Consider the following 21,397-nt stretch of genomic DNA (forward strand, 5'->3'; position numbering starts at 1 on the left):
CCGCCGCCCTTGCGTCGTACTCGGTCACCGGCCCTCCGCCGGGCCCTGGCCGTCGTTCGTGTTGCCGCCCTCGTCGGAACCGCCTCCACCGTGCTTGTTGCCGCTGTCGCTGTCGTCCTGCGGGTTGCCGCTCATCGCGGGCCAGTGACGCGGATGCCGCCGGATCTCATGACTCGCCTCCCCGGCCACGAAGGCGAGCCCTGCGGCCCGCGCCCCGGTACGGCGCTCCCCCTCCGCGACGCAGCGGGCGCAGCCTTCCCTGGGGGCGGGGTCGATGTCCCCGGCGAAGGGGTCCAGGAGGTGTACGGGGCGGTCGAGGGTTCCTCGGTGTTCGTTCATGAGGCAACTCTGTCCTTGCTCCGCCCCACGCAACAGCCGCCCCATGTCGGCCTCTTACCGGCCGTGTGTCGGCCACCATGGAGTCATGCCGGAAAATATCGGGGCTCGCATCCGCCACCTCCGGGGCGAGCGTTCACAAGCGTGGCTGGCGCGTGAGGTCTGCAAGGCCGCCGGCGTCTGCGGCGATCCCGTGACGCGCAAGGAAGTCAGCAGGTGGGAGCTGGGGAAACGGGTCCCCCGGGAATGGCTTCCCTTCATCGCCGCGGCCTTGGACGTCCCGGTGAGGCAGCTACGCGAGGACGGTCACGACCGGGTGCCGCTGCTGCGCCTGAACGAGACACACGGGGCCGAGTATGCCCAGGCCATCCGGGAGGCGTCACAGCGGCTGATCTTCCTGGACAACGAGTTGACGGGCCTGCCCGTCGCCGAGGTCGCAGCACGCACCTTCAAGAGCGTGCACAAGCGGCTGGGGGACGGCGCGTACGACGGCGCGTACGAGCGCGACATCAGGTCGGCGGCGAGCGAGCTGGCCGAAGTCGCCGGCTGGGTCCTCTTCGACGCCGAGCAGCACGACGCCGCTCACCGCTTCAACCGGGAGGCGCTGTTCCTGGCGAGGCTGTCGGGTGACCGGTCGATCGAGCTGCTCATCCTGCAGAACGTGGCGATGCACGCCGGCTGGCTCGGACGCTACCGCGAGGAGCTGGCCGTGGCGCGCGCGGTCATCGAAGAGGGCCGTCTGTCCCCCCGCGTCGAAGCGATCTTCCGTATGCGCGAGGCCAAGGGGCTCGCAGGTTGCGGCGCCCTCCCCGAGGCCACGCGCTCGTTCGCCAAGGCGCGCTCGCTGATGGAATGCGACGGAAGCCCCCACGCTCCGGCATGGTCGTGGTGGCTCACGGAGAACGAGATCGACGGACACCACGGGCACGCGTTCATGACCGCAAGAGATCACGCGGGTGCCGTCCCCCTCCTCCAGCGCTCCACGGAGCACCGAGGCGGACCCACCGTCGGATATCGGGGCATGGCGGCAGCCCGGCTCCTGGACTGCCTGCTGCGCCTCCGCGCGTGGCGCGACGCCGAAGAGCTGGTGGCCGCGATAGTGCCCACCGTTGGCGAAACGGCATCAGTACGCATCCGACGCCTACTGGACGAAGCCGTACAAACCGGCCTCGCCTCGGCAAAAGCACCACCGCGCCTTCGCGACGCCCTCAAGCACCTCGACGATGCCATGCACGCAGATCCGTATGCGCTCTGACTCACTGCGCCCGCGTACGGCACGCCGCCGCGACGGGGGCGCGATGACCGCCTGTCGCGAGTCCGGCCTTCCTCAGCCGGCCACCGCCGCCCCCTCGCGCCGCGCGCGGTCCATCTTTGCCTTGCGGGCGTAGAACCAGGCCATGTTGCTGGAGATGCCCGCCATCAGGATCCACACGATGCCGAGCCAGCTGCCCTGCACGAACGAGACGACGGCCGCGGCGACGGCGAGGACGCAGACGACGAGGGCGAAGACGGCGAGGCGGGGCATGGGGTCGGCTCCTGTGCGTGGGGGTATGGGGTTTTCCTCCAGTGTCCACCATGGGGTGCGGGCGGAGGGCGAGGGCCCCGGCACATGTGAGGCAGCCCCGGAGGGGCGGCCCCGCGGGGCCGCCCCGGGGCGCGTCAGTCCTCGGCCGCTCCCGTGGCGCGGCGGCGTGCCTCGCGCCGCCCCGCGTAGCGGTTCTTGCGGTTGCCGGCCCTGGTGAACCGCTGCCGCTCCTTGACACAGCCGCGCTTGTGGCAGCCCACGCAGCAGGTGGAGCCGAACAGGATCATGCCGGGGTCTTCCCACCGGCAGCGGGTGCCGGCGGCTTCCCGTGCCGGGTGCGGCGGCAGGTCGCAGGGGCCGTAGCGGTGATCGTGGACCGGCCGGGGGCCGTGTTCCGCGTGGCGTGTCCACAGTGGTTTCGTCTTGTCCGTACGGGACATCGCGTTCCTTCCGGAACCCGCCGCCCGGGCCCCCGGACTTTCCGGGCGGGCGGCCAGGGCAACCACCGCATGGCGTCACGCTCCTTCCCTCGCCCGCCGTACCGGGCACCGAGCCTTCCACGGAGGTGGAAAGCCTTCCAGGCCAGGGGTGGTGGGGAGGAACCGGCAAGGGATCGGCGCCGGGCCGGGTGCCGTCTCACACGTCCGTGACCCGCAGCCCCGCGTGTGCCTTGTAGCGCCGGTTGGTGGAGATCAGGTTGGCCACCAGGGACTCCACCTGGTGCGCGTTGCGCAGGCGGCCGGCGAAGACGCCGCGCATGCCGGGGATGCGGGCGGCCAGGGCCTGGACCTGGTCGGTGTCGGCGCGGGACTCGCCCAGCACCATCACGTCGGTGTCGATCTCCTCGGTCTGCGGGTCCTGGAGGAGGACGGCGGAGAGGTGGTGGAAGGCGGCGGTGACGCGGGAGTCGGGGAGCAGGGCCGCGGCCTGTTCGGCGGCGCTTCCTTCCTCCGGCTTGAGCGCGTAGGCACCCTTCTTGTCGAAGCCGAGCGGGTTGACGCAGTCGATGACGAGCTTGCCCGCCAGTTCTTCGCGGAGCGACCGGAGGGTCTTGGCGTGGCCGTCCCACGGGACCGCGACGATGACGATGTCGCTGCGCCGCGCGCATTCGGCGTTGTCCGCGCCCTCGACGCCGTGGCCCAGTTCATCGGCGGCGGCCTGGGCGCGCTCCGTGGCGCGCGAGCCGATGATCACCTTCTGGCCGGCCCGGGCGAGCCGGTAGGCCAGGCCGCGGCCCTGGTCGCCGGTGCCGCCGAGGACGCCGACGACGAGGCCGGAGACGTCGGGGAGGTCCCAGGGGTCCCTCTTGAGTGCCTTCTTGGCTTCGGTGGCGACATTAACGGGCTGCGCGTCGTTGCCGGTCCGCGCGTCGTCGGAAGTAGTCATGACAGCGATACTGTCACGCCTTCACGCTGCCCTCGGTGAGTCCCGTACGCCAGTACCGCTGCAGGACCGTCATCAGCACCATCAGCGGCAGTACGGACAGGAACGCGCCGCCCACCGTGTACTGGTACAGCTCCGGCTGCCGGTCCGCGTACCCGGCCCAGGAGGTCAGGCCGAGCTGGATCGGATACAGGTCGGAGTCGGAGAGCATGACCAGCGGCAGGAAGTAGTTGTTCCAGATGTGGACGAACTGGAAGAGGAAGACGGTGACCAGCGCCGGGGTCATGAGTCGCAGGCCCAGTCCGGCGAAGATGCGGGCCTCCCCCGCGCCGTCGATGCGGGCTGCCTCCAGGAGCGAGTCGGGTACGGCGGCCGCCGCGTAGATCCGGCAGAGGTAGACGCCGAAGGGGCTCACGACGCCGGGGGCCAGGACCGCCCAGTAGGTGTCGGCCAGGCCCATGGAGCTGAAGAGGAAGAAGAGGGGGAGGGCGAGGGCGGTGCCGGGGATGAGGACTCCGGCGAGGACGAGGTTGAAGACGGCTTCCCGGCCCGGGAACGGGAACTTGGCGAGCGCGTAGCCGGCCGCGGCGGAGAGCAGGGTGGCGGCGAGCGCGCCCGCGCCCGCGTACAGGAGGGAGTTGGCGAACCAGCGGACATAAATGCCGTGGTCGTAGGTCAGCACGTCGCCGAGGTGGTCGAAAGGGCGCGGGTGCGCGAACCAGAAGCCGAAGGTGCCGAAGAGGTCCGCGCTGTTCTTGGTGGCGGAGACGAGGAGCCAGTAGACGGGGGTGAGGAAGTAGAGCGCGGCGACGGTCAGGAGGGAGGCGGTGATGATGCGGTAGCGGAGGGGGGCGCGGGTGGCCCCTCCAGGCGGTCGTGCGGGGCGTACGGCGGTGTCGGGTGCGGCGGCCCGGTTCACCGGTCGCTCCCGTCGCCGCGCTGTCCGACCAGCCGCAGGAAGCCGAACGACAGTACGCAGGCGACCAGCGCCAGCAGCACCGCCTCGGCCGCCGCGATGTGCTGGTTGTTGCTCACGAACGCCTCGCTGTACGCGTGCAGGTTGGGGGTGAAGCCGGAGTCGATGGTGGCGGCGAGGGGCCGCAGCACCATCGGCTCGGCGAACAGCTGGAGGGTGCCGATGATGCTGAAGACGGTGGTGAGCACGAGCGCGGGCCGGATCAGCGGGATCTTGATGTGCCGGGCGATGTGCCAGGCGTTGGCGCCGTCGATGCGTGCCGCCTCGTACAGCTCCTCCGGTACGGCCTTGAGCTGGGAGATCAGTACGAGCATGTTGTAGCCGGTGAACTGCCAGGTCACGATGTTGGCGATGGACCACAGGACGGTGTCGCGGGCGAGGAAGTCCACGTGCAGGCCGAGCGATCCGGCGATCTCCACGAGCGGGCTGATGCCCGGTACGTACAGGAAGCCCCACAGGATGGAGGCGATGACGCCGGGGACGCCGTACGGCAGGAAGAACGCGCTGCGGAAGAACGTGATGCCGCGGGCGCTCGCGCTCTCCAGGAGGAGTGCGAGGACGGTCGCCAGCGCGATCATCAGCGGTATCTGGACGGCACCGAAGAGCAGGACCCGGCCGAATCCGGTCAGGAAGCGGTCGTCGGCGAGCGCGTGCGCGTAGTTGGCGAGACCCGCGAAGGCCTCGCGCTCCTGGCCGCCGAGGCCGAGCGGGCCGGTGCGCTCGGTGCGGTGCAGGCTCTGGTGGACGGCGTAGATGATCGGGGCGAGGAAGCAGAGGAGGAAGAGGGCGAGGAAGGGCAGGACGAAGGCGGCCGCGGCGCGGGCGTTGCGGGCTTCGGTGCGGGTGAGGCGACGCGTGCGGTGATCGCCACGAGCGGGACGCCCGTGGCGTACGCGCCCGGCCCCGGCCCGCCTCCCTCCGGGTCCGCTCACCCGCCACTCTCCACCTTCAGGCCCTTGCCCCGCAGGTCGGAGACGGTCTGCCCCTGCACGGTCCTGAGCACCGACCGGAACGTGCCACCGCTGTCGAGCGCTTCGGTGAACGCGTCACCGAGCCTTTGGTAGAGGGTGTCCACGCCGGGCCCCCACTGCCAGTTGGTGTCCACGTGCGCGCCCGCGTCCGCGAAGACCCTGCTGTACGCCTGCCCGCCGAAGAAGTCCTGGTACACGTCGAGGTCTGCGGTGGCGTAGCCCTTCTTCGCGCTCGGGAAGCCGTAGCCGCCGTCGATCAGCAGCGCGATGGACTGCGGGTCGGTGTTGAGCCACAGCGCGAAGTCCAGCGCGTCCTTGGGGTAGGAAGCCTTCGCGAAGACGGCGGTGGTCGAACCGCCCCAGTTGGCGTGCGCATCGGCGCCTTTCCGCCACTGCGGCAGGGGCGCGGCACGCCATTTTCCCTTGGTGCCGGGCGCGTTGCCCGCCAGCAGCGCGTCGCCCCAGCTGGCGCCGATCCAGGCCGGGACGGCGCCGGTCTGGATGTCCTTGTACCAGGCGTTCTGCCGGTCGGGGATGGTCTTGACGAGCTTGCGCCGGACCAGCGACTCCCAGTAGTCGGCGACCTTGCGGGTGGGCTCGTCGTCGATGTGCACGGTCCAGGTGTCGCCCTGGGCGGCGTACCATTTGGCGCCCGCCTGCCAGGCCAGCCCGGCGAAGCGGTTGCCGTTGGTGGGGGCGAACGTCTCGATCCAGGCGCCCTGCCGGCGGACCGCCTCGGCGGCCTCCTCGTACTCGTCCCAGGTCTGCGGGAGCTGGATGCTCCACTGGTCGAAGAGGTCCTGGCGCAGGAAGAGGCCCATCGGGCCGGACGCCTGCGGGATGGCGTAGACGCCCTTGCCGAACACCGACTGCTGCCACTGCCAGCCCACGAACCGGTCCTTGTAGCGGGCGGCGCCGAGTGCGGAGAGGTCCATCAGGGCGTTGTCGAGCAGGAAGCCGGGGACGACGGGGAACTCGATCTGGGCGAGGTCCGGCGGGTTCCCGGCTTTGACGGCGGCGTGCATCTTGGCGTACTGGCGGCCGTCGACGGCGGACACCTTCTCCACCTCGACCTGGACGTCCGGGTGCCGGCTGTTCCACAGGTCCACCGGCTTGTCGATGCCCGGCACCCAGGACCAGAACGACAGCGTGATCTTCTGCCCCTTCCTGCGCTCCTCGGGGGCCGCGCCGCCGTCCCCGTCACCGCTGCCGCCGCAGCCGGCCGCCGTGAATCCGGCGGCGGCCGCGGCGGCCCCGCCGAGCAGCGCCCGGCGGCGGACCCGGCGCGCACGGGGAGCGCCGCCCCTGTCCCGGTCCCGGCCGCTGTCGTACGTACCGAGGCTCATGTCAGCTCCTCCACGGGGATGCGGCGGAAGGTGATCGTCGAATAGGCGCTGAAGTCGCCCGTCTCGTAGAGCAGCCCGACGGTCGCCTCGTCGGTCCGTACGAGGTCGGAGTAGGCCGCCGGGAGCCCGTCGACGGTGTGCGCGGGGTGCCAGGTCAGGCCGCGGTCCCGGCTGGCCCGTACGGTCATCAGCGCGCGGGCGTCCGGGTCGGCGGGGCCGGAGAAGAGCAGCACGTCGGGCTCGTCCAGGTGCAGCACGCTGCCCTCGACGACGGGCCCGGTCAGCCCGGCCTGCGGGCGGAACGGCCTGATCAGCCGCTCGCCGGCGTGCTCGGGGGCGGAGTGGGCGTCGGCACGGTTGCCGGGGGCCGGGGAGTCGTTGCGGGTGTTGAAGTAGAGGGTGCCGTCCGGGAGTTCGGCGGCGGTCGTCTCGTTGGCGTTGATGTAGCCGTTGGGGTTGCTGTCCGTGTAGCCGATGCGCCAGGTCGCGCCGTCGTCGTCGCTGAGCAGGACGTGGCCGCCGTTGTAGCGGCCCTCGGTGCCGTTGTCGCCGGAGACGGTGGGGGCGATGGAGTGGTTGGCGGGCACGACGAGGCGGCCGGTGTGCGGGCCGTGCCGGAGCTGGAGGGCGTGGCCGGGGGTGGTGGCGTACCAGCGCCAGTTGGAGCGTTTGGTCTGTGCCGTGATCTCGCGCGGCGGGCTCCACGTGGCACCTTCGTCGTCGCTGTGCTGCACCCAGACGCGCCGCCCGTCGGCGGCGGACACCAGGCCGCGGCGGATGCGGTCCTCGGTGGCGGTGGCGGCGTTGCGTACGTGCACCAGCAGGACCCGGCCGCTGCCGAGCACGACGGGGGCCGGGTTGCCCGCCGTACCGGTGCCGTTGCGGGCCACGGCCTGGAGCGGGCCCCAGGTGCGGCCCCCGTCGGCGGAGCGTTTCAGCACGATGTCGATGTCGCCGTGGTCGGCGGCGCTGCCCACCCGGCCCTCGGCGAAGGCGAGCAGGGTGCCGGTGACGGCGGTGCCGTCGGCGGCTGTGGGGCGGGTGGTGACCACGGCCGGGATGCGGAAGCTCGCGTAGCCCTCGGACCCGGCGCGGAACGGAAGGGAAGTCTCGTGAGCCATGGGTCCTCCCCGGCGGCCCGGCGGCCGGACGTAGGACGTCCTCTGTCAGCGTGACCATAGGGAGACCCCAACTGGCCGTCAAGGCACGGCACATGTCCGGGGCGGGCCGGCCACCCGCCCGTAATTCCGTTGCCCACCGCCCCGCCCCGCCGCACGATGGTGCGTTGTGACCGAAGCAGACCCCCCTCCCCCGAAACGTTCCCGCCGAGCCGCCGCCCTGCTGCCCGACCTGGCTCCCTGGCGCTCCTCCGCCGACTTCCGCCGGATGTGGTGCGCGGGCGCGGTGACCGTGTTCGGGTCGTTCCTGACGCTCGTCGCCGTACCGTTCCAGCTCAAGGAGCTGACCGGTTCGACGCTCGCGGTGGGCGCGGTGGGCGCGGTGGAGATCGTGCCGCTGATCGTCTTCGGCCTGTACGGCGGCGCGCTCGCGGACGCCATGGACCGCCGCAAGCTCATCCTGTGGACCGAGGCGGCTCTCGGGCTGCTGTCGGTGCTGCTGCTGGTCAACAGCCTGCTTCCGGACCCGCTGATCTGGCCGCTGTACGTGATCGTGGCGGCATCCAGCGCACTGACCGGACTTCAGCGCCCTGCCATCGACTCGATCGTGCCGCGCATCGTCCCGCACGAGCAGCTGCCCGCGGCGTCCGCGCTGAACGCCCTGCGCTGGCAGATCGGCGCCATCGCCGGGCCCGCACTGGCCGGTGTGCTGCTGGCGTACGCGGGGCTGCGGTGGGCGTACGCGATCGACGCCGTCACGTTCGCGATGTCCGTCGCCCTCGCGGTCGGCCTGGCCCCCTCCCCCGCCTCGCACGACGCCGAGAAGCCGTCGCTGCGCGGCATCTGGGAGGGCGCGCGCTACGCCTGGAGCCGCAAGGAGCTGCTCGGTACGTACGCCGTCGACCTGACCGCCATGCTCTTCGCCTTCCCGATGGCGATCTTCCCGTTCCTGGCGGACGACCTGGGCGCGCCGTGGGCGCTCGGACTGATGTACGCGGCGCTGCCGGCCGGGTCCTGCGTGGTCAGCCTGACCAGCGGCTGGACCTCACGGGTGCACCGGCACGGGCGGGCCGTGCTGTACGCGGCGGCCGCGTGGGGGCTGGCGATGACCGCGGCGGGCTGGGCGTCCGACGTGTGGCTGGTGCTGCTGAGCCTGGCCGCGGCCGGGGCGTGCGACATGGTCAGCGGCATCTTCCGGTCGGCGATGTGGAACCAGACCATCCCCGACGAGCTGCGCGGCCGGCTGGCCGGCATCGAGCTGCTGTCGTACTCGGCCGGGCCGCAGCTCGGCCAGGTCCGCTCGGGCGGTATGGCGGCCGTCACGTCCGTACGGACGTCGGTGTGGGCGGGCGGCGTGCTGTGCGTGGCCGGGGTGGTGGGGCTGGCCGCGGCGCTCCCGAAGCTGCTGGCGTACGACGCACGGACGAACGAGCACGCGGTGCGGATGCGCGAGGCGCGTACGGCGCGGGTCGAGACGACTCCGGCGGCGTAGCCGGAGCAGACCCCGGCGGGGCCGCACCGGGCCCCGGCGCGTACCGGCCGGGGCGCACCCTGCCCCGCTCACGCGGGCCCTTCGGGCCCCTTCTCGTGCCAGCGGGGATCGGTGTCCCACTCCAGATTGCGCTCGCCGGCGGTCTCCATCGCGTGGGCCGCCTCCTCGCGGGTGGCGTACGGGCCGAAGCGGTCGGCGGCGCGGCACTCGGGGCCCTCTTCGACCGTGCCGTGCTTGAGGCAGTAGTACCATTCGCCGGGTTTGCCGACCGTCCGCCTCTTGAACAGCGCCATCAAGGCCTCCTGTCTGCGACTGCTGTGCCGCCATCCTGCCCTACGGGCCGCGGATACACTCGCTGGCATGTCTGGCCAGTCACTTCTTGCCCCGGGGACGATCTCCCCCACCCGCCCCGTCCCCGCCTCCATCCCGCGCCCCGAGTACGTGGGCAAGTCCGCGCCCACCCCTTATACGGGCCCGGAGGTGCAGGACGCGGAAACGATCGAGCGGATGCGCATCGCGGGGCGGATCGCCGCCCAGGCGATGGAGGAGGCCGCCAAGCTGATCGCGCCGGGCGTGACCACCGACGAACTGGACCGGGTCGCCCACGAGTTCATGTGCGACCACGGCGCCTACCCCTCCACCCTCGGCTACCGCGGCTTCCCGAAGTCCCTGTGCTCCTCGGTCAACGAGGTCATCTGCCACGGCATCCCGGACTCGACCGTCCTGAAGGACGGCGACATCGTGAACCTGGACGTGACCGCGTACATCAACGGCGTGCACGGCGACAACAACGCCACGTACCTGTGCGGTGACGTGGACGAGGAGTCCAAGCTCCTGGTGGAGCGCACCCGCGAGTCGCTGAACCGCGCGATCAAGGCGGTCAAGCCGGGCCGCCAGATCAACATCATCGGCCGGGTCATCGAGTCGTACGCCAAGCGCTTCGGCTACGGGGTCGTGCGTGACTTCACCGGCCACGGGATCAACTCGTCGTTCCACTCCGGCCTGATCGTCCCGCACTACGACAGCCCGCACCACACCACCGACATCAAGCCCGGCATGACCTTCACCATCGAGCCGATGCTGACGCTGGGCACGTACGAGTACGACATGTGGGAGGACGGCTGGACGGTGGTGACGAAGGACCGCAGGCGCACCGCGCAGTTCGAGCACACCCTCGTCGTCACGGAGACCGGCGCGGAGATCCTCACCCTCCCCTAGGGCGCTTCTGATAGATCTCCGTGGCCTCGCCACGACCCCCGCGGCTTCTCTGCCGCGGGGGCTTCCGTATCGGGGTTTTTACCGACACGATGTCGGGAAGGATGCCGACAGGACGTCGGAAACGTTGCCGACGACGCGTCGGGAACGGGTTGACTTAGGTAAGCCTAACCAACCACAATCTGAACCCGTACGCACCCCACCGGTCCCCGGAGGTCCGCCTTGGCCGCGCCCAGCTCGACCCCGTCCGCGCACGCCGCCGCATCGGTGCCGTTCTCCACACTGATCCGCACCGCCTCGCACGAGCAGCACACGGAGGCCGAGAACGCGTCCTTCATGGGCGACCTGCTCGGCGGCAGACTCGGCGTCGCGGCCTACCGGCGCTACACCGAGCAGCTGTGGTTCGTCTACCGCGCGCTGGAGGAAGCCTCCGAGGCGCTCGCCGCGGACCCGGTCGCCGGGCCGTTCATCCGGCCGGAGCTGGCCCGCACGGCCGAGCTGGAGCGGGACCTGGCCCACCTCGGCGGCCCGTCCTGGCGTACGGGCCTGGAGCCGCTGCCGGCCACCGCCGCGTACGCCGGACGCGTCACCGAATGCGCCCGCCGCTGGCCCGCCGGGTATGTCGCGCACCACTACACCCGCTACCTCGGCGACCTCTCCGGCGGCCAGATCATCCGCGGCACGGCCGAGAAGACCTGGGGCTTCGCCCGCAAGGGCGACGGCGTGCGCTTCTACGTCTTCGAGGGCATAGGCAACCCCGCCGCCTTCAAGCGCGAGTACCGCGGCCTGCTGGACGCCCTGCCGGTGGACGACCTGGAGAAGCAGCGGGTGGTCGACGAGTGCAAGCGTGCCTTCGCGCTCAACACGGCGGTCTTCCGCGCGCTGGGGGAAGAGTTCCCGCTGAGCGCGTGAGCGAGGGCCGGAGCGGGGCCGCCCGGTTCCCGGCAGGCGCCCGGCGCCCGGCTTCCGGCAGGCGACCGGCTTCCGGTCAGGGCCGCTGCGGTACGGACAGCACCCGGCCGCCCAGCGCGATCGTGCCGTCCCCGTGCGGGCGCGTCAGGATGCGCGAGCCGGTGCCCTGGCGGACGTCCAGGGCGCGGCCCAGTTCGTGGGTGAGGGCGAGCGCCGCGGCGCCCGTGGCCTCGTCCTCCACGATGCCGTCACCACGGCGCGGGAAGAAGCGGGCGCGTACGGTGCCCGCGGCGCGGTCCCGCCACGCCCACACGTAGAGCGGGCCGTCGCCGGACGGCGGGCCGGACAACGCGTCCACGTCCGCGGGCGTCGCGTACTCCTCCGTACGGCGCCCCGTGGCCCACTCCGGCCGCCCGCGCACCCAGACGCACTCCCCGTCGTACGTCACCGGCACCTCACCGGCCGGCGGGCGCAGCGCGGCCACCGGCTGCCCCAGGTGCCGCAGCAGCCATGCCGTACCGACCAGCGGATGCCCGGCGAAGGGGAGCCGCACGCTGGGCGTGCAGATGTCCAGCCTGGGACTGTCCTCGCCGTCCGTTCCGTCGATGAACACGGTCTCGCTGAAGCCGAGTTCGGCGGCGAGGGCCTGGCGCGCGGCGGGCTCCGGTACGGCGGCGGCTCCGTTCCGTACGACGCCCAGAGGGTTGCCGCCCCGGCCGTCCGGGCCGCAGAAGACGCGTACGACGTGCAGTTCGGGTGCCTGGCGCGCTGTCATGACCGTATTCCATCGTGCGTACGGCGGAGGCGGCCCACCGGGGGTGCGGGTGTGCCGGAACGCCGGAGTACCCGCCGCGCGGAGGCATGCGCGGCGGGTACGGCCGGCCCCTGGGCCCGGGGCGCCTGTGTCGGGGTGTGGGGAGGCGGCCCCTGGGGTGCGGAGCCCGGGGAAGGTGGGGGGTGGGTCCGCAGGGCGTTACGGGGTTACAGGGCGGTGCGGCGGCGTGCGGCGTAGGTGGCAGCGCCGCCCGCCACGATCAGGGCGGACGCCACACCCGCCAGCGCGCCGTTGGGCACGGTGGCGCCGGTGGCCGCGAGCGATCCGCTGCCGGAACCGCTGCCGCCGCTGAAGCTCGCCGTGCCACCGGCGTCTCCGGAGCCGCCGGCGGCGGCCGAGGAGCCCGACGCGGCGCCACTGCTGGGCAGTTGGGCGCTGGGGTCGGCCGACACGGCGGCCGTCACCGGGTCCAGGGCCTGACCCGGCTTGTACATGCCGTCGAACGCCTTGGAGCCGGCGGCGGTCAGCGTGGCGGGCACGTTCTTGAGGGTGACGACGCCGTTCTTGGCGGTGAGGGCACCGGCCGGGACCTTGAGGTCGGCCACCGCCATGCCCGGCGTGCTGGTGACCTTGCCGGTGGCACGCGCCTTCGCCGAGACGTCCGCGATCAGCGTGCCCTTGGTGCCGTTCACCGTGACCTTGAGGTTGCTGAACTTCAGGTCCAGGACGCCCTCGTGGCCGGTGAAGCGGACCGAGCCGTTGAACTGCGCGGCGAGGGCGGCCTTGGCGGCGTCGTACGTGCCATGCCCCTTGGGGAAGCGGTACCCGGCGGCGGAGGTGACGGCGCCGCCCGCGAGTTCGGCCCTGCCGTGCGCGATGGGCCCGGTGATGTAGTCGCGGAAGGACTTCTTGACGCCCCAGTCGAGGGTGCCGTTCACGATCTTGCCGGAGGCGGTGGCGGACGCGGCGGCCGACTTCTCACCGTCATCCCGGGAGCCGGAAGCCGAGCCGGAACCCGAGCCCGCGCGCACGCCGTGCCCATGCCCGCCGGACTCCCGGCCCGCCGACACCCCCTTCCCGCCGCCCTCACTGCCCTGACCGCCCTGACCGCCCTGACTGCTCTGGCCGCTCCCCGGCGCGGGCTGGGCCGGCTTCGGCGTTCCGGGCGTACCCGCCGCCGTCACGGTCAGCGTGGCCGGGTCGAGCTCCTGCCCCTCCTTGTACATGCCGTTGAACGCCTTCGCGCCCTCGGCGGTCAGCTTCACCGGGATCTTCGCGAACGTCATCGCGCCGCCCGCGCCGCTGCCCGGCCGTACCGCCGACAGGTCGAGCGAGGCCAGCGCCACGTCGTCCCGCGTCGTGCCCGCGGCCGTGACGTCCGCGGTGATGGCTCCCGACGTGCCCTTGGTGGCGACCTTCAGGTCCGCCAGCCTGATGTCGAAGCCGTGAGCTTTCGAGGTGAAGCGGACACTGCCCTTGAAGGTGGTGGCGACGGCGTGCGTGTTCATGTCGTACGTGCCGGTGCCGTCCGTGAAGGTGAACGGGCCGTTGCCGGGCGCCTGCCGCGCGCCGTCGGCGGTGGTGATGTCGCCGAGCGCCATGCCCTTGACGTACTTGCGGAAGGACTCCTTGACGCCCCAGTCGAGGGCGCCGTTCTTCAGCTCGGTCTTCGGCGCGGCGCCGGTCGTGGGGGCGGCCGTGGCGGCGGACGGCAGGCACAGGGCCGCGGTGGCGGTGGCGGTGGCGACGGCTGCCGCGAGGGCGAGGGGGCGGCGTATGGCGGCCATGGTCGGTGGCTCTCCTTGGGAAGAGGTGGGGGTGCGGTGGGGTCAGTCCTGCGGGGGCGCCGTGGGGGTCGTACGGCGGCGGGCGCGCCGGACGGGGAAGGCGGCGACGGCGACGAGCAGTACGCCGGCCGCGACGAGGAGGGTGACGGTGCGGGTGGATACGGACGAGTCGGAGGAGGCGGGTGCGGCCTGTCCGGGGGCGGCCTTCCTCGCCTGCCCGCCGTCCGCGGAGCCGGCGGCGGTCTCGGGGCCGGTGCCCAGGTCGGGGAGGGCGGGCAGCGCGGCCTGCTTGCCGACGGCGACCGCGAGCGAGACGGGGTCCATGTCCGTGCCCGCCCGGTACAGCCCGCCGAACGCCTTCGCGCCGTCGGCGGTGAGCTGCGCCGGCGCCTCGGTGAGCTTGATCAGCCCCTTGTCGGGCGTGAGCCGCTTCGCCTCGAAGGTGGCCAGCGGGGCGCCCTCGGTCGTCGCGCCGCCGGTCGTGACGTCGGCGGCGAGGGTGCCCCGGCCGTCCTTCACCTCGACCGAGACGGCGGTCAGGGTGAGATCGAGATCCTTGCCGGTGAAGCGGAGCCGGCCGGCGAAGTCGGCGCTCAAGGTGCCCTTTTCGGCGTCGTACGTGCCCTTGCCGCGCGGGAAGCGGAAGAGCGCGCCGCCGTCCTGGGCACCGTCGGACAGCTGCCAGCGGCCGTGGGCGATGCCGCCGGTGACGTACTCGCGGAAGGTGCGGCGGACGCCCCAGTCGACGGCGGCCTCGGTGAAGGCCCCGCGCCGCGAGTCCGCGCCGTCGGCCTTGCCGTCACCGGGCGGGCCGGCCGTCGGGCCCGGCCCGCCGTCCGCCCGTACGTCCGCCGACAGGCTCACCGGGTCGAGCTGCGTGCCCTCCGTGTAGTACCCGGCGAACGCCCGCGCGCCCTGCGCGGTCAGCTTCGCCGGGACGTTCGTCAGCGCGATGGGCGTGCCGCCGCCCCGGGTGTCGACGCCGCCGAGTCCGAGCGTGGCCAGCGGTACCCGGGTGGCCGTGGTGACGCGGCCGGTGCCCTTCTCCTTGCTGGTCATGTCGGCGTAGAGGGTGCCGCGTCCGTCGGCGACGGTGATCCGGGGGCGGCTGATGGTCAGGTCCAGCTCGTACGAGCCGTCCGGTTTGCGGTGGCCGGTGAAGTGCACCCCGCCGGAGAAACCCGCCGTCAGGGCGCCGTTCGCCGGGTCGTAGCTGCCGGTGGCGGAGTGGAAGCGGAACCGGCTGTCGCCGACTGTGGCGGCGCCGCCGTTCAGGGTCCAACTGCCTTGGGCGATGGGCCCGGTGACGTACGACTGGAAGGAGGACTTGATGCCCCAGTCCAGCCGGCCGCCCGCGACCGTGCGGGCCGCCGCCTGCGCGGGAGCCGCGGGCAGGGCGGGCAGCAGCGTGCCCAGCAGCGCCGTCAGGAAGGCGGCGGCGAGCGCGCGGGCACGGCCGCGAGTACGGCCGCGGGCCGGTCTGGACGGCAGCATGGAGGACCCCTCCAGGGCTAGCGATTAAGGTAAGGCTAACCTAAGCTAAGCCCGGCCGGAGCGGAACCCCGGGAGTCGACCGGACCCTCGCCCGCACCACCGGCCACCGGTCAACCGACCTGCACAGAAAGGCGGGACAGTGACAGCAGCCATCCGGGAGCCGGTCCGCCGGCGCCTGTCACGCCCCGCCGCGGCGCTCGCCGCGACCCTGGCGCTCACCCTCGCGCTCACCGGCTGCGACAGCGGCCCGGCCCCCGCCGCTTCCCCGGCGAAGGCCGCCGCCCGGCCCGCCGCCGACCGCGTCGAGCCGCTGTCCGGGCCCGCGCCCCGGCCTCAACTGCCCGCGACCGTACGGTCCGCGGACGGCCACGACGTGACGGTGCGCAAGGCCGACCGGATCGTGCCGCTCACCGGCTCCCTCTCGGAGATCGTCTTCACCCTCGGGCTAGGCGACCGGGTCGTCGCACGCGACATCACCGCCACCTTCGAGCAGGCGAAGAAGCTGCCCGTGGTGACCCGCGCGCACGACGTGTCGGCGGAAGGCGTGCTGTCGCTCAAGCCCGACGTGGTCCTCGCGGACACCACCACCGGGCCGGCGGAGGCCGTCAGCCAGATCCGCGACGCCGGTGTCCCGGTCGTCACCGTGCAGCCCGCGACCCGGCTCGCCGACGTGGACACCCGGATCGGCGCGGTCGCGTCCGCACTCGGCGTACGCACGGCGGGCGACGCCCTCAAGACCCGGACCGGCCGGCGGATCGAAGCCGTCCGGAAGAGCCTTCCGCACGGCGGTACGGCAGCGGCCGGCCGCCCCCGGGTGGCCTTCCTCTACCTGCGCGGCTCGGCCTCCGTCTACCTCATCGGCGGCGCCGGGTCCGGCGCAGGCTCCCTCATCGAGGCGGCGGGCGGCATCGACGCAGGCGAGGAGTCGGGCCTGACGAAGGACTTCACACCGATCACCAGCGAGGCGCTCGCCAAGGCCGCGCCGGACGTCATCCTGGTGATGACCAAGGGCCTGGAGTCCGTCGGCGGGATCGACGGACTGGTGAAGATCCCCGGCGTGGCCCAGACACCGGCCGGCATGGACCGGCGGGTGGCCTCCGTCGACGACGGCGTACTGCTCAACTACGGGCCGCGCACGGACGCCGTACTGCGCTCCCTGATCCGGCAGTTCCACTCCGGAGGGAAGTGAGATGACGGCACCGCCCCGTACGGATACCGGTACGGACCCGGGCCCGGAGCCCGACGCGGACGCGCCCGCCACCTCTCCGCCCTCCCCGCGCCGTCTCCCCCGCACCGCCCTCCTCACCACCGTCCTCGCCCTCGCGCTGCTGACCGGCTGCCTGCTCTCCGCCGGTCTCGGCGCGTACCGCATCCCGCTCGGCGACGTCCTCGGCTCACTGCTGCACCACCTGCGCCTCGGCGGCGCGGAGCTGGACCGGGTCGGCGAGAGCGTGCTGTGGAACGTGCGCCTGCCGCGCGTCGTCCTGGCGCTGCTGGTCGGCTCCTCGCTCGGCTGCGCGGGCGCCCTGATGCAAGGCGTGTTCGGCAATCCGCTCGCCGAGCCGGGCGTCATCGGCATCTCGTCGGGCGCGGCGGTCGGCGCCGTCGGTGCCATCGCGCTCGGCCTCGGCTTCCTCGGTACGTGGACGGTGCCGGCCTGCGCGTTCGTCACCGGTCTGCTGACCGTCCTGGCCGTCTACGCGCTCTCCCGCTCGGGCGGCCGCACCGAGGTCGTCACGCTCATCCTCACCGGCATCGCGGTGAACGCCTTCGCGGGCGCGCTGATCGGCCTGTTCCTCTTCTTCGCGGACAACGCGCAGGTCTCCCAGATCACCTTCTGGCAGCTCGGTTCGCTGTCCCAGGCCGTGTGGCCCAAGGTGCTGGCGGTCCTGCCGTGCGCCCTCGCCGGGCTGGCCGTCGCGCCGTTCCACGCCCGCAGACTGGACCTCCTGGCCCTCGGCGAACGCCCCGCCCGGCACCTCGGCGTGGACGTGGAACGGCTGCGCGTCGTCCTCATCCTGGTCGTCGCCCTGCTCACCGCGGCGGCCGTGGCGGTGGCCGGCGTCATCACCTTCGTGGGCCTGCTCGTCCCGCACCTGCTGCGGATGGCGGCCGGACCCGGGCACCGCTTCCTGATCCCGGGCAGCGCCCTGGGCGGCGCGCTGGTCCTGGTCGTCGCCGACCTCGTCGCCCGTACGGCCGCCCAGCCGGCGGAACTGCCGCTGGGTGTCCTGACCGCCCTGTGCGGCAGCCCGTTCTTCTTCTGGCTGCTGCGCAGGACCCGCCGCAAGCAGGGGGGCTGGGCATGAGCCGGGGCCGGTTTCCGATGGTCGGTACGTGGTGGGCGGGACGTGCCCGTGCCCTCCCCGCGCCCGTCACCTCAGGTACGGCGTACGCGCGGACCCTCGGCCTCGGCGTGCGGCTGGGCGGCCGTACGGTCCTGGACGGGGTGGACCTGGAGGTGACCGCGGGCCAGGTGCTGGCGCTCGTCGGGCCGAACGGCGCGGGCAAGTCCACGCTGCTCGCCGCGCTCGCCGCCGACCTGCCCGCCGCCACCGGCGAGGTACGCATCGACGGCCGCCCGGCCACCGCCTGGACCGCGCCCGAACTGGCGCTGCGCCGCGCCGTCCTGCCGCAGGCCGCTGCCCTCTCCTTCCCGTTCGCGGTGGAGGACGTCGTACGGATGGGCCGCGCGCCCTGGGCGGGCACCCCGGGCGAGGACGAGGACGAGGCCGCCGTCGCGGAGGCGATGGCGGCGACCGAGGTGACCGGCTTCGCGGGCCGGCCGTTCTCCGCGCTGTCCGGCGGCGAACGGGCCCGGGTCGCGCTCGCCCGCGTCCTGGCGCAGCGCGCTCCGCTGCTGCTGCTCGACGAGCCGACCGCCGCGCTGGACCTGCGCCACCAGGAACTGGTGCTGCGGATCTGCCGGGAGCGGGCGGCGGCGGGAGCCGCGGTGGCGGTCGTCCTGCACGACCTGGGGCTGGCCGCCGCGTACGCGGACCGGGCGGCCCTGCTGCACGGCGGGGGGATCGCCGCGCAGGGCCCGCCCGCCGGGATCTTCGGCGCAAAGCTGCTGAGCCGGGTCTACCGGCAGCCGGTCGAGGTGATCGGGCATCCGCGCACCGGCGTCCCCCTGGTCATGCCGTTGCGCGAACCCTGATCCCGCCCGCGTCCGGGCCGGGCCGTTGCGTCCCGTAATGACCGGTGGGACGGGCTGCCTTCCAGGTCACGGTGCGGTCGCTGTTCCCGGTCCCCGCGCCCGCCCGCTTCCCCGCCCCCGGTAGGGTTGCGCCGAATCGTGCCACCCCGGCGGCCGCCCAGGCCGCCCCGGCCCCGGTCGCCCCGAAGGAGCCCGAGCCCCATGACACGCAGGTCGCCGTTCCGGGTGCCCGTAGCGCTGACCGCCGCGAGCGCGGCGCTGCTGACGCTGAGCGGGTGCATGACCGTGCACGGCGAACGGGAGATGCTGCCCGCGGTGTCGAAGGACGAGGCCGCCAAGGCGCTCCAGCAGTTCGTCGACGGCTTCAACACCTCCAACAGCAAGCTGGACCCGAAGGTGAACCCGACCTACGAGACGGACTCGCTGCTCGCCGTCGACCAGGCGCTCACCAAGGCGGGGCACGCGGTCAGCCCGCAGGGCAACCCCAAGTTCCCGCCGCTGAAGCTGACCAGCCCGACGTTCACCGTGCCCAAGCAGGCGGGCTGGCCGAAGGTGTTCCTCGCGGACGCGGTCAGCAACCGCAACAACGCGCGGTGGTTCCTGGTGTTCACCCGGGACTCCGTCGGCGCGAAGTGGAAGGCGAGCTATCTGTCCTCGCTGACCGACGAGGAGATCCCGCAGTTCAAGACGGACAAGGACGGCTTCGCCGAGGTGGTGCCGCCCGACGCGAAGGACTCCGGGCTGAGGATCGCGCCGGGCAGACTCGGTGAGGCGTACGCGGCGTACCTGAAGACCGGCAAGGGCGACACCTTCGCCCCGGGGCCGCACACCGACGGGTGGCGGTCGCTGCGCGAGAAGCAGGGCCGGCAGCCGGGCTCCCGCATCCAGTACGAGGACCAGGCGTCCGGGTTCGCGCCGGTCGCGCTGCGCACCAAGGACGGCGGGGCGCTGGTCTTCTTCTCGACCTATTACCACCAGCAGAAGACCGTCTCCGCGGGGTCGCGGATCAGCATCGGCCCGGAGATCAAGGGGATCATGGAGGGGCCGGCGAAGCCGTCCGACCGGATGACCTTCACGACCCTGTCGGAACAGGTGGTGAAGGTCCCGGCCGCGGGCGCCTCCGGGCAGGTCGGCATCCTGCACCGGCTGGAGGCGAAGACGTCCGCCAAGTCGCTGTAGGCGGGCTGCCGGGGGGCGTGGCAGCCGACGGCACGGCGCGGGCGCCCGCTCCGGCGGGGCCCGGCGGACGTGCCGCGGACCCGGCTGCGGGGAGGGGGGTCAGCGGCCGATCGGCCAGGCCGCCGCTTCGTGGTCGTGGTCGGGCTGCTGGTCCGCGTACTCGGCGCAGGCGTCGGTGAGGGTCTCCAGCAGCGTCAGCGGGTCCGGCACCGGCCGCTCGGGGCCGCGCAGCCAGGCCACCGCGGGCTGGTCACCGGGCAGCCGGGAGGGCGGCAGCAGGACGTAACTGCCGCGGCAGTGCCAGCGCAGGCCCGGGTGCTCGTCCATGGTCTCCGGATGGCAGTCCAGCTCGCAGGGCCACCACTCGTCCTCGTCGTCCGGGGTGCCGCGGGTGGCGGTGAAGAACAGCATCCGGCCCTGCCCGAGCGCCGCGCCGCTCAGCGCGACCGGGCCGACCTCGATGCCCGCCGCCTCCAGCCGCTCCAGGGCGCTGCGGCCCGCCTCGACGGGGACGTCCAGCACGTCGTGGGCGATGCCGGTGGCGGTGATGAAGTTGGCCTGCGGATAGGAGCGTGCCCAGGCGGCCACTTTCTCGCGGTCGGTGCTGGCGACGGTCTGCCAGCCGAAGGAGACGGGGTGCCGGCCGGGCGTGGGACAGCCGATGCGCTCACAGGAACAGCCGTAGCCGGAGGGGTGGGCTGCCGGGGCGAGCGGGAAACCCGCGTCGGCGACCGCCAGCAGCAGGTCCTCGCGGCCTTGCGCCGCTGATCCCGTGTCCGTATCGCCGCCGTCCGAACCGCTCCTCGGCCGGCGAAGCCACTGGGAGAACCTGCTCTTGCGTTCCATCTATCCCCTCACTTCGAGCGGTGGTCTGGGATCAATGCTGCCACCATCCTCCTCTTCGGGTGACCGGAGTACGGATCCGGGGTGACCGGAGAACGGGCGAATCCCACCAATACGGTCGGTTTCTACCCCACTTCGTTCACTTTCCTTTACCTTTCGCGCCCCCTGGGCGATCCCGGCGCCTCATCCGCAGGTGCGGCCCCCGGGAGGCACCGCGGGACGGTCATCCGGTGGCACGGGGCCGCAGGCCGGCGAGCACCATGTCGACCAGCGTGTCCACGTACGCGTACGACAGCTCGCCGGTGCGCATCAGCCAGCGCTGCGAGAACGGGCTCAGCACCATCTCGGCCGCCACCCGCACGTCCACGTCAGGGCCGATCTCGCCCCGCTCCCGGGCGGCCCGCATACGGTTCACGTAGACCGCGATGCCGGGCTCCAGCAGCCGCTCGACGAACCGCGCCGACAGCTCCGGGTCGCTCGCGCCGGCCGCCGCGAGCGCGCGGTACGGGGCCTGCCACTGCTGGTCGTTGAACTCGTCGGCGGTGGCCCGCAGGACGAGCTTGAGGTCGGCGGCGAGATCCCCGGTATCGGGCAGCCCGGCCTCGTACCCCTCCACGTCCTGGGTGAAGGCGTCGAGCAGGACAGCGGCCTTGGAGGGCCACCAGCGGTAGATCGTCTGCTTGCCGACGCCGGCGCGGGAGGCGATGCCCTCGATCGTGAGCTTGTCGTAGCCGACCTCGCCGACGAGGGAGAGGGCCGCGTCGAAGATGGCGCGGCGCGAGCGTTCGCTGCGGCGGGTGGAGTCGGGCGCTGTCTTGTTGGCCATGGCCGGAGTCTACCGACAGGTGAGGCGAGACGTATCGTCTTGACAAGACGGAGCGTCTC

General features: G+C 72.8%; 22 protein-coding genes. 8 read left to right on the top strand and 14 right to left on the bottom strand.

From position 1 onward, the window contains the following. Positions 1 to 24: 24 nt before the first annotated feature. On the bottom strand, positions 25 to 339 hold the full coding sequence (locus tag ACZ4Z1_RS25930; protein ID WP_468489000.1) for a hypothetical protein: 315 nt from the start codon (positions 337 to 339) through the stop codon (positions 25 to 27). Positions 340 to 424: 85 nt separating this feature from the next. On the opposite strand from ACZ4Z1_RS25930, the gene ACZ4Z1_RS25935 reads away from it, so the two are divergent. Continuing rightward, entirely contained in the window at positions 425 to 1,591 is a 1,167-nt protein-coding gene (locus tag ACZ4Z1_RS25935) for a helix-turn-helix transcriptional regulator (protein ID WP_468489001.1), read from the top strand. A 72-nt stretch (positions 1,592 to 1,663) separates the two neighbouring features. Here the strand turns inward: ACZ4Z1_RS25935 and ACZ4Z1_RS25940 are convergent, their stop codons facing one another. From ACZ4Z1_RS25940 to ACZ4Z1_RS25970, 7 genes are all read right to left on the bottom strand, one after another. Next, on the bottom strand, positions 1,664 to 1,861 hold the full coding sequence (locus ACZ4Z1_RS25940) for a hypothetical protein (RefSeq protein WP_468489002.1): 198 nt from the start codon (positions 1,859 to 1,861) through the stop codon (positions 1,664 to 1,666). 134 nt (positions 1,862 to 1,995) lie between these two features. Next, positions 1,996 to 2,301, bottom strand: a complete 306-nt coding sequence (locus ACZ4Z1_RS25945) for a hypothetical protein (protein ID WP_468489003.1) — start codon at positions 2,299 to 2,301, stop codon at positions 1,996 to 1,998. A gap of 196 nt (positions 2,302 to 2,497) precedes the next feature. Continuing rightward, positions 2,498 to 3,247, bottom strand: a complete 750-nt coding sequence (npdG, locus tag ACZ4Z1_RS25950; RefSeq protein ID WP_468489004.1) for an NADPH-dependent F420 reductase — start codon at positions 3,245 to 3,247, stop codon at positions 2,498 to 2,500. Positions 3,248 to 3,260: 13 nt separating this feature from the next. Further along, complete coding sequence (locus tag ACZ4Z1_RS25955) at positions 3,261 to 4,163, bottom strand: carbohydrate ABC transporter permease (RefSeq protein ID WP_468489005.1); 903 nt, start codon at positions 4,161 to 4,163, stop codon at positions 3,261 to 3,263. Beyond that, positions 4,160 to 5,152, bottom strand: a complete 993-nt coding sequence (locus ACZ4Z1_RS25960; RefSeq protein ID WP_468489006.1) for a carbohydrate ABC transporter permease — start codon at positions 5,150 to 5,152, stop codon at positions 4,160 to 4,162. The genes ACZ4Z1_RS25955 and ACZ4Z1_RS25960 overlap by 4 nt, the downstream gene beginning before the upstream one ends. After that, complete coding sequence (locus tag ACZ4Z1_RS25965; RefSeq protein ID WP_468489007.1) at positions 5,149 to 6,537, bottom strand: ABC transporter substrate-binding protein; 1,389 nt, start codon at positions 6,535 to 6,537, stop codon at positions 5,149 to 5,151. The genes ACZ4Z1_RS25960 and ACZ4Z1_RS25965 overlap by 4 nt, the downstream gene beginning before the upstream one ends. Then, positions 6,534 to 7,658, bottom strand: a complete 1,125-nt coding sequence (locus ACZ4Z1_RS25970) for a sialidase family protein (RefSeq protein WP_468489008.1) — start codon at positions 7,656 to 7,658, stop codon at positions 6,534 to 6,536. Before ACZ4Z1_RS25970 ends, ACZ4Z1_RS25965 begins: the two co-directional genes overlap by 4 nt. Before the next feature lie 166 nt (positions 7,659 to 7,824). Between ACZ4Z1_RS25970 and ACZ4Z1_RS25975 the strand changes: the two genes are divergently transcribed. Continuing rightward, positions 7,825 to 9,147, top strand: a complete 1,323-nt coding sequence (locus tag ACZ4Z1_RS25975) for an MFS transporter (RefSeq protein ID WP_468489009.1) — start codon at positions 7,825 to 7,827, stop codon at positions 9,145 to 9,147. A 68-nt stretch (positions 9,148 to 9,215) separates the two neighbouring features. On the opposite strand, the gene ACZ4Z1_RS25980 is transcribed toward ACZ4Z1_RS25975, so the two are convergent. Continuing rightward, on the bottom strand, positions 9,216 to 9,440 hold the full coding sequence (locus tag ACZ4Z1_RS25980; RefSeq protein WP_468489010.1) for a hypothetical protein: 225 nt from the start codon (positions 9,438 to 9,440) through the stop codon (positions 9,216 to 9,218). A gap of 67 nt (positions 9,441 to 9,507) precedes the next feature. Between ACZ4Z1_RS25980 and map the strand changes: the two genes are divergently transcribed. Together map and ACZ4Z1_RS25990 are read left to right on the top strand one after the other, a co-directional pair. Beyond that, positions 9,508 to 10,365 (top strand): type I methionyl aminopeptidase, encoded by an 858-nt coding sequence (map, locus tag ACZ4Z1_RS25985; protein WP_468489011.1) that lies wholly within the window; start codon positions 9,508 to 9,510, stop codon positions 10,363 to 10,365. A gap of 219 nt (positions 10,366 to 10,584) precedes the next feature. Continuing rightward, a complete protein-coding gene (locus ACZ4Z1_RS25990; RefSeq protein ID WP_468489012.1) occupies positions 10,585 to 11,274 on the top strand; it encodes a biliverdin-producing heme oxygenase in 690 nt (229 codons plus the stop codon). Between the two features lie 76 nt (positions 11,275 to 11,350). Here ACZ4Z1_RS25990 and ACZ4Z1_RS25995 read toward each other — a convergent pair whose 3' ends face one another. The 3 genes from ACZ4Z1_RS25995 to ACZ4Z1_RS26005 all read right to left on the bottom strand — a co-directional run bounded on the left by ACZ4Z1_RS25995 (position 11,351) and on the right by ACZ4Z1_RS26005 (position 15,330). After that, entirely contained in the window at positions 11,351 to 12,049 is a 699-nt protein-coding gene (locus ACZ4Z1_RS25995; protein WP_468489013.1) for a PhzF family phenazine biosynthesis protein, read from the bottom strand. Positions 12,050 to 12,255: 206 nt separating this feature from the next. Continuing rightward, positions 12,256 to 13,836, bottom strand: coding sequence for an HtaA domain-containing protein (locus ACZ4Z1_RS26000; protein WP_468489014.1), 1,581 nt, complete (start codon positions 13,834 to 13,836; stop codon positions 12,256 to 12,258). Positions 13,837 to 13,878: 42 nt separating this feature from the next. After that, positions 13,879 to 15,330 carry an HtaA domain-containing protein gene (locus tag ACZ4Z1_RS26005; RefSeq protein ID WP_468489015.1) on the bottom strand — a complete coding sequence of 484 codons (1,452 nt, stop codon included), beginning with the start codon at positions 15,328 to 15,330 and terminating at the stop codon, positions 13,879 to 13,881. A 139-nt stretch (positions 15,331 to 15,469) separates the two neighbouring features. On the opposite strand from ACZ4Z1_RS26005, the gene ACZ4Z1_RS26010 reads away from it, so the two are divergent. The 4 genes from ACZ4Z1_RS26010 (at position 15,470) to ACZ4Z1_RS26025 (ending at position 19,669) form a co-directional block, all read left to right on the top strand. Continuing rightward, positions 15,470 to 16,519, top strand: coding sequence for a heme/hemin ABC transporter substrate-binding protein (locus ACZ4Z1_RS26010; RefSeq protein ID WP_468489016.1), 1,050 nt, complete (start codon positions 15,470 to 15,472; stop codon positions 16,517 to 16,519). A gap of 1 nt (position 16,520) precedes the next feature. Continuing rightward, positions 16,521 to 17,639, top strand: coding sequence for a FecCD family ABC transporter permease (locus tag ACZ4Z1_RS26015; protein ID WP_468489017.1), 1,119 nt, complete (start codon positions 16,521 to 16,523; stop codon positions 17,637 to 17,639). Beyond that, complete coding sequence (locus tag ACZ4Z1_RS26020; protein ID WP_468489018.1) at positions 17,636 to 18,490, top strand: heme ABC transporter ATP-binding protein; 855 nt, start codon at positions 17,636 to 17,638, stop codon at positions 18,488 to 18,490. The genes ACZ4Z1_RS26015 and ACZ4Z1_RS26020 overlap by 4 nt, the downstream gene beginning before the upstream one ends. A 201-nt stretch (positions 18,491 to 18,691) precedes the next feature. Next, positions 18,692 to 19,669: an SCO2278 family lipoprotein gene (locus ACZ4Z1_RS26025; RefSeq protein WP_468489019.1), complete on the top strand. Its 978-nt coding sequence runs from the start codon at positions 18,692 to 18,694 to the stop codon at positions 19,667 to 19,669. 99 nt (positions 19,670 to 19,768) lie between these two features. Here the strand turns inward: ACZ4Z1_RS26025 and ACZ4Z1_RS26030 are convergent, their stop codons facing one another. Both ACZ4Z1_RS26030 and ACZ4Z1_RS26035 read right to left on the bottom strand, forming a co-directional pair. Then, the gene (locus tag ACZ4Z1_RS26030) at positions 19,769 to 20,515 is read right to left on the bottom strand and encodes a bifunctional DNA primase/polymerase (RefSeq protein WP_468489020.1); all 747 of its coding nucleotides are present in this window, start codon (positions 20,513 to 20,515) and stop codon (positions 19,769 to 19,771) included. Positions 20,516 to 20,735: 220 nt separating this feature from the next. After that, on the bottom strand, positions 20,736 to 21,338 hold the full coding sequence (locus ACZ4Z1_RS26035; RefSeq protein ID WP_468489021.1) for a TetR/AcrR family transcriptional regulator: 603 nt from the start codon (positions 21,336 to 21,338) through the stop codon (positions 20,736 to 20,738). Positions 21,339 to 21,397: the final 59 nt, after the last annotated feature.

It is taken from the genome of Streptomyces sp. NPDC030165, assembly GCF_055573595.1.